Raw genomic sequence first — 12654 nt, forward strand, 5'->3', positions numbered from 1 at the left:
ACCTCAGGCTCCGGGGCCGCGCAATGCCAGCGTCTCCGGTCCTTCCGGCGGATGCTGCCGCTCCATTTCCGCCTTGAGGCGGGCGGCTTCGCGGCGGCTCTGCCGGGCCGCGCGGCGGACATGCCCCTGGCCGAACCAGGAGCCGATGCCGCCTACCAGCACCCCGAGCGCCAGCGTGGCGAAGAACACCACGTAAAGAGGCACCGTCAGCGCCAGGAAGGGCGCCGACGGGTTGAAGGGGTCAAGGATCAGTGTCACCGGCTGATTGTTGACGACGGCGAGCGCGACCAGGACGATGGCCAGCGGGCCGAGGACGACGATCCGGAGAAATGTCTTCACGGGGGCGTCACTCCTGCGCCGACCGAGCGTCAGCTCACCTTGCCGTCGTTGAGGCGCTCGCGCATTTCCTTACCGGTCTTGAAGAAGGGTACGAACTTCTCCGACACCGGCACCTTCTCGCCGGTGCGCGGATTGCGCCCGGTGCGGGCCGGCCGGCTCTTCACCGAGAAGGCGCCGAAGCCCCTGAGCTCCACGCGGTCGCCGCTCTTCATGGCGTCGACGACGGTGCCGAGGATGGTGTTGACGATGTTCTCGATGTCGCGCTGATAGAGGTGCGGATTCTGCGCCGCGATACGCGCAACCAGTTCAGACTTGATCATGGGCGAAAAGCTCCCTGCCGGCTGAGCGAATGAGAAAAAATCATTGAAGGTTCGAGCTTTGAGGGTGCCAAACCGATACGAGCCCGTCAAGCCGACCTTCGCTGTTCCATGCCGAAAGATCGATGCCGATCAGGCGGCCGACCGCCGCCATGGCCCGGTCGGCAAGGCCCAGGCCGGCATAGGGTTGCTCGGGCGACCAGTCGACCACCTTGAGGTCCTTCTCGATGCCCTTGGTGCCCTCGAGCCAGGCGATGGCCGCATCCTCGCCGCCGATCTCATCGACAAGCTTGAGATCGAGCGCTTGCCGCCCGGAGTAGATGGACCCGTCGGCGGCCCTCAGTACGTCGGCCCTCTGAAGGCCGCGCCGTTCAGCCACGATATCGACGAACCAGGCATAGGTGTCGTCGACCAGCCGCTGGATCATGGCGGCGGCGCCCGGCTGTTCCGGATAGGTGAAGGGCGACGGCTCGGCCTTGAGCGGCGCCGACTTGATCGTCTTCACGTCGACGCCGATCTTCTGCATCAGCGCGCCGACATTGCCATATTGGAACAGCACGCCGATGGAGCCGGTGATGGAGGTGCGCTCGGCGAAGATGCGGTCAGCGGCGATCGCCGTCATGTAGCCGGCCGAGGTGGCGAGCGTGCCCATGGTCGCGGCCACCGGCTTCTTCTCGGCGATGCGGCGCAGGCCGTCGTAGAGTTCCTCGCCGCCGACCGTGGTGCCGCCGGGGCTATCGATGGATACGATCACTGCCTTGACGGCATCGGAGGAGGCGAGATCCTTCAGCATTTTGCGCTGCGCCGCGTCGGCCAGGATCATGCCGGACACGGTGACGCGGGCGATATGAGGGCCACCCTTGCCGGACATGCCGCCGCCGGCAAAAAGCCCGAGAGCCACCGCGAGGCCTATGGCAAGCAGCAGGGTGATACCACGCCAGACATACAGCCGGCGCCGCAGCCGGCGCCGCTCAACGATCGCATCCGCATCAAGGGTCATCAGGCGCCTCTCCGCTTGCCGGTTCCTATTTCCCTTGAGGTAGCAGCCTGATGGCCGACGGGCAAGGCAAACCGGCATCCGGCGCAAAGCCGCGAAACGCCACCTCCGGAAGTGAAGGCGAAGTCTAGGCAATGACTGAAACAAATCGGAAAAGAAAAAGGGCGTCGTGTTCAGCGACGCCCCTGTTTCTGACCTTGCGATGCCAAGCATCGTTTGAGGTCGGCAAGCCTCGAAGGTTGAGGCCCGTCTTGACGTCCGGACTCTTTTCGAGTGGACAGTTACTAATATTGCCCCGATGCTTGCATTCGTCAAGGATACCTTGGGAGCAATGGTAATAATTCGTATCAAGAAAAAAGGCCCGCGCGGGGCGGGCCTTTCTCATTGTCCGAAAGCGGCGGCTTGCGCCAGCTCTCACTCGCCGTCCTGACGGGCCTTGAGGGCGGCGCCGAGGATGTCGCCGAGCGAGGCGCCCGAGTCGGAAGAGCCGAACTGAGCGACGGCTTCCTTCTCTTCTGCGATCTCCAGGGCCTTGATCGACAGGCCGACCTTGCGGGTCTTCTTGTCGAACTGGGTGACGCGGGCATCGAACTTCTCGCCGACGGCGAAGCGCTCGGCGCGCTGGTCGTTGCGGTCGCGGGCGAGGTCGCCACGGCGGATGAAGGCGGTGATGTCGGTATCGACGATCCGCACCTCAAGACCGGCTTCCTTGACCTCGACCACCTCGCAGGTGACCACGGAGTTGCGGCGGATCTCGCCGGCCGACTCCATCGGATCGCCGCCGAGCTGCTTCATGCCGAGGCTGATGCGCTCCTTCTCGACGTCGACGTCGAGGACGACCGCCTTGACGACGTCACCCTTGCCGAACTCCTCGATGACCTGCTCGCCCGGACGGTTCCAGTCGAGGTCGGAGAGGTGGACCATGCCGTCCACATCGCCGTCGAGGCCGATGAACAGACCGAACTCGGTCTTGTTCTTGACTTCGCCTTCGACCACCGAACCGACGGGATACTTCTCGACGAAGGCTTCCCAGGGGTTCTGCAGCGTCTGCTTGAGGCCGAGGGAGATGCGGCGCTTGACCGAATCCACCTCGAGAACCATGACTTCCACTTCCTGGCTGGTCGAGACGATCTTGCCGGGATGGACGTTCTTCTTGGTCCAGCTCATTTCGGAGACGTGGATCAGGCCTTCGATGCCCGGCTCCAGCTCCACGAAGGCGCCGTAGTCGGTGATGTTGGTGACGCGACCCGAGAACTTGGCGCCGACCGGGTACTTGGCCTCGATGGCATCCCACGGGTCGTTCTCGAGCTGCTTCATGCCGAGGCTGATGCGGTGCGTCTCCTGATTGACGCGAACGATCTGCACCTTGACCTGCTGGCCGATCGACAGCACCTCCGACGGGTGGTTGATACGGCGCCAGGCGATGTCGGTGACGTGCAGCAGGCCGTCGATGCCGCCGAGGTCAACGAACGCACCGTAGTCGGTGATGTTCTTGACGACGCCGTCGACGATCTGGCCTTCCTCGAGGCTCGACACCAGCTCGGAGCGCTGCTCGGCACGGGTCTCTTCGAGGACGACGCGGCGCGACACGACGATGTTGCCGCGACGCTTGTCCATCTTGAGGATCTGGAAGGGCTGCGGCGTATGCATCAGCGGGGCGACGTCGCGCACCGGGCGGATGTCGACCTGCGAACGCGGCAGGAAGGCCATGGCGCCGTCGAGGTCGACGGTGAAGCCGCCCTTGACCTGGTTGGAGATCTGGCCGACCACCTTCTCGTTCTTCTCGAAGGCGACCTCGAGACGGACCCAGCTCTCTTCGCGGCGAGCCTTGTCGCGCGACAGAACCGCTTCACCGAGCGCGTTCTCGACGCGCTCAAGGTAGACTTCCACCGTGTCGCCGACATTCAGCTCGCCGTCGCGAGCCCGGGCGCCGAACTCCTTGAGCGGCACGCGCCCCTCGACCTTCAGGCCGACGTCGATGACGGCGAGGTCCTTCTCGATGGCGACGATGGTGCCCTTGACGACGGTGCCTTCAGCCACGTCCGAAGCGGTGAGGCTCTCGGCGAGCAGGGCGGCGAAGTCCTCGCGGGTGGGATTGAGTTGAGACATTGAAACTCCTGGGGTGCCGGGCTCGCCCGGCGGCGTCGGCGGGTAAGAGTTGCCCCGTCCCTCCGATCCGGTGAACCACCTGACCCCGCCAGAAGCAGGGTGCCGACGCGACTTCGACCGAACGGACGAGGATAAACGACTTCACGGGCGGGGCCTGGGGCACCTCCCGAAAGTCGGGCTTCTATAGCGGAGGTTGCCGGCGGCTTCAAGGCATAAAAAGGCGGAATTTCGCGCCTTTTGCCTGGCTGCTGCGCTCAGGCCCCGGCGGGCCGGTTTTCGATGACGGCCAGCGCCGTCGCCAGCACCTCCGCCGGCCCCAGCGCCGACGTGTCGATGACGATGGCGTCATCGGCCGGCCTGAGCGGCGCCTCGGCGCGGCCGCTGTCGCGCTCGTCGCGGGCTTTCACTTCCGACAAGATCGCCTCGTAATCGACCATCCTGCCCTTGGCGAGCAGTTCATCGGTACGGCGGCGAGCGCGGACCTCGGCGCTGGCTGTGACGTAGAGCTTCACGTCCGCATCGGGGCAGATCACCGTGCCGATATCGCGGCCGTCGAGCACGGCGCCGCGCGGCCCGTGGGCGAAATCGCGCTGGAAGGCGACGAGCGCCGCCCGGACGCCCGAATGCACGGCCACGCGAGAGGCGAGTTCACCGGCTTCCCGCCCTCGAAGGTCGCCTCGACGCAGGTCGTCCGGCGTCAGTTTCTCGGCAACGACGGTCGCCGCCTGGGGGTCGTCGAGATCGAGGCCAGCTATCTGCATCAACTTGCCGATGGCCCGGTAGAGAAGCCCGGTGTCGAGATAGGGCAGGTTCAGGCGGTTGGCGAGGCTCTGGGCCAGCGTGCCCTTGCCGGCGGCGGCCGGCCCGTCAATGGCTATGAGCAGCGGTTTCCTCAACACGACGTCGGACACCTCAGGCATCGGCCGCCTCCGCCGCCTCGAAGGTGGCGCCGAGGCCGGTCATCAGCGCCTCGAAGGTCGGGAAGGAGGTGGCGATCATCGAGGCGTCGTCGACGCTTACCGGATTGCCGGCGACCATGCCGAGGATCAGGAAGCTCATGGCGATGCGATGGTCGAGATGGGTCACGACCCGTCCGCCGCCGGCGATGCGCCCGCCGCGCACCGACAACCAGTCGGGACCTTCGGAACACGCGATGCCGTTGGCCCGGAGGCCTGCGGCGACGGCGGCGAGACGATCGGATTCCTTCACCCGCATTTCGCCGATGCCGGGCATGCGCGTCTCGCCGCTGGCCGCCGCCGCAGCGACGGCGAGGATGGGGTATTCGTCGATCATCGACGGAGCCCGTTCAGCCGGCACCGTGACGCCCTTGAGCTCGGCATGGCGAACCCTGAGGTCGGCGAGGCGTTCGCCACCGGTCGTCCGCTCGGCCGTCACCTCGATATTGGCGCCCATTTCGAGAAGCGTATCGATGAGGCCGATGCGGGCCGGATTCATCAGAACGCCCTCGACGGTGATGTCCGACCCTTCGACCAGCGTCGCCGCCACGATCGGAAAGGCCGCCGACGACGGATCGGACGGAACGTCGATCGCCTGGGGTTTCAGTTCGGGGCGGCCGGCGAGGGCGATGCGGCGACCGCCGTCCGGCTCGCTGGTGATCTCGATGTCGGCGCCGAAGCCTTTCAGCATGCGCTCGGTATGGTCACGGGTGAACACCGGCTCGATCACCGTGGTGACGCCGGGCGTGCCGAGACCGGCGAGCAGCACCGCCGACTTGACCTGCGCCGAGGGTACCGGCAGCCGGTAGGTGATCGGCAGCGGCAGGCGCGGCCCGCGCATGGTCAGCGGCAGGCGGCCGCCGGAACGGGCGATCACCTCGACACCCATCTCGGACAGCGGCTCCAGCACCCGGCCCATCGGCCGCTTGATGAGAGAGGCATCGCCGGTGAAGGTGACGGCGATCGGCTGGGCGGCGGCAAGGCCCATGGTGAGGCGCACGCCGGTGCCGGCGTTGCCGAAGTCGATAATGCCGGCCGGCTCCAGCAGGCCGCCGACGCCGAGGCCGCGCACGCGCCAGGTGCCGTCGTCGTCGCGAAGGACGGTGGCGCCGAAGGCGCGCATGGCGGCTGCCGTGTTCATCACGTCCTCGGCCTCGAGGAGGCCGGTGATCACCGTCTCGCCGACAGCAAGCGCACCGAGCATCAGCGCACGATGCGAAATCGACTTGTCGCCGGGAACGCGGATACGGCCGGAGAGCGGGCCAGATTTCACGGCGGTCAGCGGACGGGCGGTCGCGTGGGAAGCCATGGAGCGGACACCTGATACCAACACGCGAGATGCTGACGCATTCGCTGATCGACACATTCACGGACCTGTCTACACGCCTCGGGCGCGGGCGATCCGCCACGAAAAGCCGGCACCCTCGTCAAGCGACAGCCGGAACGACATTCTTCGTCGCGACAGGTTGTCACGAACGCAGGGCCGCTCTAGCACAGCCGAAGAGCCGCGTCACTCGTCCGGCATCACCGGCGGCAACGGAGCGCTAGGTCTCATTTGCGCGGCCATCGCCACCAATTCACCTTTGACACAGCCCCCGGTTTGCCTATATGTGCCTGCCCGATTTCCCTGATAAACGCGAGGCCGACCGTGGCGAAACCTGAACTTGGGCTGAAGCGTCTTTGCCCTAGCTGTGGCGCGAAATATTACGATCTCAACCGTTCTCCGATTCTCTGCCCGAAATGCGGCACCCAGTTCGACGCCGGACTGGCGGCGCGGGCGCGGCCGGCGACCGCCATCGACGATGAAGAGGACAACGAGGAGGAGATCGCCGAGGTCGGCGCGCTCACCCCCGAGTTCGTGAGCCTCGAGGATGCCGAGGACGCCGACGGCGACGATGTGCCCGATATCGAGGATTCCGACATCGAGGACGAGACGCCGGAAGACGACGTTTTCCTCGAAGAAGAGGACGAAGACGGCGGCGACATGTCCGACCTGATCGGCGATGTCGGCGACGAGGAAGAGCACTGAGCTTCCCTGCCCGTTCCGCGACACCCAAGGCCGGCTGGCGCTCCCAGCCGGCCTTTCCTTTTTTGGCCGAGAGCGGACAAGCCCTTCAAAAACCTCTGAAATCCGCCATTTCTCCAAAAAGATGACGGAAAAATCGCCGGAGCCTGAAAAACCTCTTGATCGGCGAGGGAATGCTGAGTATATCCCGCCTCGTCGAGCCGGAACCCACACCGGCAGCGCCCGAAAGCGAAAGCAGGACGGCCTCTTCCGAAACCGGAAACGACGCCTGATGGGGCTATAGCTCAGCTGGGAGAGCGCCTGCATGGCATGCAGGAGGTCAGCGGTTCGATCCCGCTTAGCTCCACCAATCCTTCCTTACAGATTTGAATGCTTGGATTTGGCAACGCTTTGCGTTGCGTCGGTGCTCGTTCTCGACTTCAGCCGAAGAAGATCAGGGTCGTGATGAGGAACAGCGGCAACAGGATGCCAGCCGACCACGCCATGTAGCCGAAGAAGGAGGGCATGTGGATGCCGGACCGTTCGGCAATCGACTTCACCATGAAGTTCGGCGCGTTGCCGATATAGGTGTTGGCGCCCATGAACACGGCGCCGGCCGAGATCGCCACGAGCGTACCGGCCATGTCGCCCATCAGGCGGGTGGGATCGCCGCCAGCGAGGTTGAAGAAGACGAGATAGGTTGGCGCGTTGTCGAGGAAGGACGAGAGGAAGCCGGTCGCCCAAAAATACATGGCGTTGACAGGCGTGCCATCTGCTGCCGTCACCAGACCGATAAGCGGCGCAAAAGCGCCGTCATGGGCCGCCCTCAGCATGGCGAGAACCGGAATGATGGTCACGAAGATGCCGGCAAACAGTTTGGCGACCTCGACGATCGGCCCCCACTCGAAACCATTGCGCTGACGGAGGCCCTCGGGCGTCAGCCAGAGCGAGGCGAGCCCAGCGAGAATCAGCAGGACGTCGCGGGTGGTGTTTTGCAGCTCGACGTCGACGCCCATGACATGGAAGGCGATGCCCGGCTTCCACGAGCCGGACAGCAGAACTGCGCCAACCACCACCAGCAGCAAGACGAGGTTGACGATGCCCCCAAGACCAAGGCGGCCAGTATCGGGCGTGGGATCGGCCAGCCCCCTGAAATCGTCGTCGCGGCGATAGAGCCGGCGGTCGATCGCATAGAACAGCGCGAGCAGCACGAGGATGGCGAAACCCGCTTCCGCCAGCATGTGCAGCGTCGTCCAGAAGAAGCCGATGCCTCGGAGATAGCCCAGAAACAACGGCGGGTCGCCGATGGGCGTCAGCGATCCGCCGATGTTGGACACCAGAAAGATGAAGAAGACGATGACATGCACGTTGTGCCGGCGGCCGTCATTGGCGCGGATCAGCGGGCGGATCATCACCATCGACGCGCCGGTCGTCCCGATCACCGAGGCGAGCAGCGTGCCGATCCCCAGCAGGGCAAGGTTGGTGCGCGGCGATCCATGCAGGTTGCCGGTGACGAGGACGCCGCCGGCAATGGTGAAGAGCGCGCCGAGCAGGATGACGAAGGGTATGTAGTCGTGCAGCAGGGCCTCGGCCAGCGGGGGCGCCACAGCGGGCAGCCCTTCTATGGCGGCAAAGGGCACCAGAAAGGCCAGCGCCCAGGCCAGCGCCACCTTGCCGAAATGATGATGCCAGAAACGCGGTGCCAGCAATGGGCCTAGGGCGATGGAGAGCAGAATGCCAACAAAAGGCAATGCCCAGACCATCCCCAGCGATGCGCCGTCGAGACCATGCGCGCCCTCCGCGGCGAGGGCAGGCGCCGAGAGGCTGACCAGGCTGGCCGCAAAGCAGATCCGTCTCGCGACGACGGGAAGTAGAGAAGACCTAGCCGCTCCACCCATGTCACGCACGTCCGCGCCGCACGCCGGCGGCGAGATCGGCGACCAGATCAGTGACCGCCTTGACCGTCGCGCCGGTCGCCTTGCCATCCACGAGCGAATCGCGAACCGCATTGACCAGCGCCGAACCGACCACCACGCCATCGGCGTGAGCGGCAATGCCCGCCGCCTGATCGCCCGTCTTGACACCGAAGCCGACCATCACCGGCAACGGCGTATGCGCCTTGATGCGGGCGACAGCAGTGGCGACGTCGCCGGCGGCAGCCGACTTGACGCCGGTCACACCGAGCACCGAGACGTAATAGACGAAGCCCGAGGAGTTCCGAAGCAGCACCGGCAAGCGCTTGTCGTCCGACGTCGGGGTCGCCAGGCGGATAAAGCTAACGCCGGCCTTGATCGCCGGCAGGCACAGTTCCTCGTCCTCTTCCGGCGGCAGATCGACCACGATCAGACCATCGACTCCGGCCGCCTTGGCGTCGGAGACAAAGCGTTCGACGCCGTAGATGTAGATGGGGTTGTAGTAACCCATCAGGACCAGCGGCGTCTCGTTGTCGCCCTCACGGAAGGCGCGGACCTGCTCCAGCGTCTTCACCATGGTCTGCCCGGCGGCAAGTGCCCGGATGTCGGCCGCCTGGATCGGCGGTCCCTCGGCCATCGGGTCGGAGAAAGGCATGCCAAACTCGATGATGTCGGCGCCAGCGCCCGGCAGCGCCTTCAGAATGGACAGCGAAGTGTCAGCATCAGGATCACCAGCGGTGACGAAGGTGACCAATGCCGCTCGTCCCTCGGCTTTCAGCTTGGCAAGGCGGGTGTCGATACGGGTGACGGGAAGGGAACTCACAGGTCGACCCCCAGGATCTTGCCGACGGTGAAGACGTCCTTGTCGCCGCGGCCGGACAGGTTGACGACAATGATCTCGTCCTTGGCCATGGTCGGCGCGCGCTTGATGGCCTCGGCGACGGCGTGGGCGCTTTCGAGCGCCGGGATGATGCCCTCGACCTTGGTCAGCGTCTGGAAGGCGTCGAGCGCCTCCTGGTCGGTGGCAGGCACGTAGGTGACGCGCCCGCTGTCGTTCAGCCAGGAATGCTCGGGACCGATGCCGGGATAGTCGAGGCCGGCCGAGATGGAATGGCCCTCGAGAATCTGGCCGTCGTCGTCCTGCAGGAGATAGGTGCGGTTGCCGTGCAGCACGCCCGGCTTGCCACCGTTCAGAGAAGCGGCATGGCCGTTGTAGACATGCATGCCATGACCGCCAGCTTCGACGCCAACGATGCGCACGTCAGGGTCATCGAGGAAGGGATGGAAGATGCCGATGGCATTGGAGCCGCCGCCGACGGCGGCGATGACGAGATCGGGCAGGCGACCTTCAGCGGCGAGCATCTGCTCGCGCGTCTCGTTGCCGATGACCGACTGGAAGTCGCGCACCATGGCCGGATAGGGGTGGGGACCGGCCGCCGTGCCGATCATGTAGTAGGTCGTCTCGACGTTGGTCACCCAGTCGCGTAGCGCCTCGTTCATGGCGTCCTTCAGCGTACCGTTGCCGGCCGTGACGGGATGAACCTTGGCGCCCAGGAGTTCCATGCGGAAGACGTTGGGCTTCTGTCGCTCGACATCGGTGGCACCCATGTAGACTTCGCAGGGATAGCCGAAGCGGGCGCAAACGGTGGCCGAGGCGACGCCATGCTGGCCGGCACCGGTTTCGGCGATGATCCGCGTCTTGCCCATGCGGCGAGCAAGCAGAATCTGGCCAAGGCAGTTGTTGATCTTGTGACTGCCGGTGTGGTTGAGCTCTTCACGCTTCAAGTAGATCTTGGCGCCGCCGAGATGGGCGGAGAGCCGTTCAGCGAAATAGAGCGGGCTCGGCCGGCCGGTGTAGGTCGCATGCAGTGCCTTGAGCTCGCCCTGAAAAGCCGGATCCGCCTTGGCGGCCTCGTAGGCCTGATCGAGCTCGAGGATCAGCGGCATCAGCGTCTCGGCGACGTAGCGGCCACCGAAGATGCCGAAGTGACCGCGCTCGTCCGGGCCCGTCCGGTAGGAATTCCGCGTCGCCTCGTTCATCGTTGCCCCTCTTCATTCGCCGCACGCGCTGCCGCCACGAAGGCGCGGATGCGGGCCTCGTCCTTCCGGCCCGGTGCGCTCTCGACACCTGAGGACACGTCGACGCCATATGGGCGCACCTGCCGTACCGCATCTTCGACGTTGGTAGGATCAAGCCCGCCGGAAAGCAAGAAGGGCGTCGGCGCCCCTGCGAGAAGCGACCAGTCGAAGGTAACGCCCAGTCCGCCCGGCCGGCTAGCATCCTTCGGCGGTTTGGCATCGTAGAGCAGGAGATCGGCGACGCTGGTGTAGGCGCGGGCGCCAGCAGCGTCCTCGGCGGAGCCGATGCCCAGCGCCTTGATCACCGACCGCCCGAGGCGTCGGCGCACGTCGGCGACTCGCTCGGGGCTCTCGCGGCCGTGCAACTGAATGGCGTCAGGGGCGATCGTCGCGACGAGATGATCGAGCAGGTCGTCGTCGGCATCGACGGTCAGAACCACCGTCTTCGCGCGGTTTCCTACCTGACGGGCGAGAGTCGCAGCAACCTCGGCGGAGATGTGGCGCGGGCTTTTCGGAAAATGCACGAAGCCGACAAGATCGGCACCGGCAGAAAGCGCCCATTCCAGGCTTTCCGACGTGGAGAGACCGCAGATCTTGACGTGAAGGGGGGATATCATGTCAGCAGCCTGACGGGACGGCGGCCAGGGCCGCCTCTGCCCGATCGATGAGAATGCCGGACGTCAGGCGCCGGTGAAGGCACGTGGGGCGGCGGAGACCAGCGACGGTGTCGAGCCCGTCACCTCGTAAACGGCGAGGCCGCGGTCGTTGGTGCCAAAGGCGTTGAAGCGGAACAGGCCATTCACCGACGACAGGAAGCCCTCGGGGTTGGTGATCACCGAGAGCTGGAAGCGCTGGGCGCCTGCCGTCTTGGCGAGGCCGGCGGCCAGCACCACCGCATCATAGGCGAGCGAGGCGGTGAGCGGCGGCTCCCCGCCATAGGTCGACCGGTAACGGCTGGCGAAGGCCGAGAAGCCGGAGATTTCCGGCGAGGGGAACCAGCCGCCGGTGAGAGCCGGGTCGTTGTAGACGGAAGGATCGTTCCAGACGCCAGTTCCGAGCAGCTTGATGCGGGACAAATCGACGCCAGCCGTGCGCAACGACCGGGCGATGGTCGGCGCCACGCCGGCGCCCTCGGGCAGCAGAAGGCAGTCGATCTGCGAGGCGACGGCGGCGATGGCCGCCACCGACTGCGCCTCGCCGCCAGCGGCGAAGCGCTCGACCGCGACGACGCGCATGCCGTAACGGCCGGCCTCCTGGCGCAACGCCGCTTCCGCGAGATTGCCGAAGGCGCTTTGCGACATGATGGCAGCGATGGATTTGCGGCCGGATCGCGCGGCCTCGGCGACGACGCGGCGGACCTGGCCGTCGACCAGGAAGCCGAGGATATAGACGCCGCTCGCAGCGACGGACGGATCGGACGAGAAGGCGATTACCGGCACCGAGGCCGCACGCGCCACCGGACCGACGCCACCCACCTCGGCCGCGAAGATCGGGCCGATGATCAACTCGGCACCTTCAGAAATTGCCTGTCGCGCCGCCTCGGCGGCGCCTTCGGCGGAGCCGCGCGTATCCTTCACCAGAACCGTGAGATCGTTGCCGGAGAAGTCGCTGAGGCCGAGCGAAGCGGCGTTCTGCATGGCAGCGGCCAGTGTTGCGCCATTGCCCGGCGCCGTCTTCGGCAGCAAGAGCGCCACGCGCACCGTTCCAGTGCCGAGCACCTCGCCCGATATGGCCGGTCCGGTGGGTGCCGGAAGAAGCGTGTCGCCGCCGCTCGGCCGGCTCGTCGGCGAACAGGCGGCCAAGGCCGCACCACCCAACAGGAGAAGGGCGAGACGCCGGGTCAGCCCGCTTCCCTCAACATGCCGGTCGCTCGCCTCCGTCGTCACGGCAAAACCAACCGCACCGCTCGCAACCCTGCCATCGTCACGGGTCATCATCT

General features: G+C 65.8%; 12 protein-coding genes and 1 tRNA gene. 2 read left to right on the forward strand and 11 right to left on the reverse strand.

Going from position 1 to position 12654, the window contains the following annotated elements; translation table 11 throughout:
• Window positions 1–3: 3 nt before the first annotated feature.
• The 6 genes from CXZ10_RS13905 to aroA all read right to left on the reverse strand — a co-directional run bounded on the left by CXZ10_RS13905 (window position 4) and on the right by aroA (window position 6027).
• On the reverse strand, window positions 4–339 hold the full coding sequence (locus CXZ10_RS13905; protein WP_101289945.1) for a lipopolysaccharide assembly protein LapA domain-containing protein: 336 nt from the start codon (window positions 337–339) through the stop codon (window positions 4–6).
• Between the two features lie 29 nt (window positions 340–368).
• Window positions 369–659, reverse strand: a complete 291-nt coding sequence (gene ihfB / locus CXZ10_RS13910; RefSeq protein WP_100081969.1) for an integration host factor subunit beta — start codon at window positions 657–659, stop codon at window positions 369–371.
• A 40-nt stretch (window positions 660–699) separates the two neighbouring features.
• Complete coding sequence (gene sppA / locus CXZ10_RS13915; protein WP_101289946.1) at window positions 700–1656, reverse strand: signal peptide peptidase SppA; 957 nt, start codon at window positions 1654–1656, stop codon at window positions 700–702.
• Window positions 1657–2067: 411 nt separating this feature from the next.
• Window positions 2068–3762, reverse strand: coding sequence for a 30S ribosomal protein S1 (gene rpsA, locus CXZ10_RS13920; RefSeq protein ID WP_101289947.1), 1695 nt, complete (start codon window positions 3760–3762; stop codon window positions 2068–2070).
• Between the two features lie 254 nt (window positions 3763–4016).
• Window positions 4017–4682 (reverse strand): (d)CMP kinase, encoded by a 666-nt coding sequence (gene cmk / locus CXZ10_RS13925; protein ID WP_101289948.1) that lies wholly within the window; start codon window positions 4680–4682, stop codon window positions 4017–4019.
• A complete protein-coding gene (aroA, locus tag CXZ10_RS13930; RefSeq protein ID WP_101289949.1) occupies window positions 4675–6027 on the reverse strand; it encodes a 3-phosphoshikimate 1-carboxyvinyltransferase in 1353 nt (450 codons plus the stop codon). Before aroA ends, cmk begins: the two co-directional genes overlap by 8 nt.
• Before the next feature lie 339 nt (window positions 6028–6366).
• Between aroA and CXZ10_RS13935 the strand changes: the two genes are divergently transcribed.
• Window positions 6367–6747 (forward strand): TIGR02300 family protein, encoded by a 381-nt coding sequence (locus CXZ10_RS13935; protein WP_101289950.1) that lies wholly within the window; start codon window positions 6367–6369, stop codon window positions 6745–6747.
• Window positions 6748–7017: 270 nt separating this feature from the next.
• Window positions 7018–7093: transfer RNA gene (locus CXZ10_RS13940), tRNA-Ala, on the forward strand.
• 70 nt (window positions 7094–7163) lie between these two features.
• On the opposite strand, the gene CXZ10_RS13945 is transcribed toward CXZ10_RS13940, so the two are convergent.
• From CXZ10_RS13945 to CXZ10_RS13965, 5 genes are all read right to left on the reverse strand, one after another.
• Window positions 7164–8621 carry a sodium:proton antiporter gene (locus CXZ10_RS13945; RefSeq protein WP_101289951.1) on the reverse strand — a complete coding sequence of 486 codons (1458 nt, stop codon included), beginning with the start codon at window positions 8619–8621 and terminating at the stop codon, window positions 7164–7166.
• Between the two features lies 1 nt (window position 8622).
• Window positions 8623–9459 carry a tryptophan synthase subunit alpha gene (trpA, locus tag CXZ10_RS13950; RefSeq protein ID WP_101289952.1) on the reverse strand — a complete coding sequence of 279 codons (837 nt, stop codon included), beginning with the start codon at window positions 9457–9459 and terminating at the stop codon, window positions 8623–8625.
• Complete coding sequence (gene trpB, locus CXZ10_RS13955; RefSeq protein ID WP_101289953.1) at window positions 9456–10676, reverse strand: tryptophan synthase subunit beta; 1221 nt, start codon at window positions 10674–10676, stop codon at window positions 9456–9458. Before trpB ends, trpA begins: the two co-directional genes overlap by 4 nt.
• Window positions 10673–11332, reverse strand: a complete 660-nt coding sequence (locus CXZ10_RS13960) for a phosphoribosylanthranilate isomerase (RefSeq protein WP_101289954.1) — start codon at window positions 11330–11332, stop codon at window positions 10673–10675. Before CXZ10_RS13960 ends, trpB begins: the two co-directional genes overlap by 4 nt.
• Window positions 11333–11395: 63 nt before the next feature.
• On the reverse strand, window positions 11396–12652 hold the full coding sequence (locus tag CXZ10_RS13965) for a penicillin-binding protein activator (protein ID WP_101289955.1): 1257 nt from the start codon (window positions 12650–12652) through the stop codon (window positions 11396–11398).
• Window positions 12653–12654: the final 2 nt, after the last annotated feature.

The organism is Pleomorphomonas diazotrophica (genome assembly GCF_002844595.1).
Classification (GTDB): domain Bacteria; phylum Pseudomonadota; class Alphaproteobacteria; order Rhizobiales; family Pleomorphomonadaceae; genus Pleomorphomonas; species Pleomorphomonas diazotrophica.

What these genes read in the sequence shown, in the direction of transcription:
- CXZ10_RS13945 (WP_101289951.1), bottom strand. Translation starts at nt 8,621, where the DNA reads ATGGGTGGAGCGGCTAGGTCTTCTCTACTTCCCGTCGTCGCGAGACGG.
- CXZ10_RS13960 (WP_101289954.1), bottom strand. Translation starts at nt 11,332, where the DNA reads ATGATATCCCCCCTTCACGTCAAGATCTGCGGTCTCTCCACGTCGGAA.
- CXZ10_RS13965 (WP_101289955.1), bottom strand. Translation starts at nt 12,652, where the DNA reads ATGATGACCCGTGACGATGGCAGGGTTGCGAGCGGTGCGGTTGGTTTT.
- cmk (WP_101289948.1), bottom strand. Translation starts at nt 4,682, where the DNA reads ATGCCTGAGGTGTCCGACGTCGTGTTGAGGAAACCGCTGCTCATAGCC.
- ihfB (WP_100081969.1), bottom strand. Translation starts at nt 659, where the DNA reads ATGATCAAGTCTGAACTGGTTGCGCGTATCGCGGCGCAGAATCCGCAC.
- aroA (WP_101289949.1), bottom strand. Translation starts at nt 6,027, where the DNA reads ATGGCTTCCCACGCGACCGCCCGTCCGCTGACCGCCGTGAAATCTGGC.
- rpsA (WP_101289947.1), bottom strand. Translation starts at nt 3,762, where the DNA reads ATGTCTCAACTCAATCCCACCCGCGAGGACTTCGCCGCCCTGCTCGCC.
- sppA (WP_101289946.1), bottom strand. Translation starts at nt 1,656, where the DNA reads ATGACCCTTGATGCGGATGCGATCGTTGAGCGGCGCCGGCTGCGGCGC.
- trpB (WP_101289953.1), bottom strand. Translation starts at nt 10,676, where the DNA reads ATGAACGAGGCGACGCGGAATTCCTACCGGACGGGCCCGGACGAGCGC.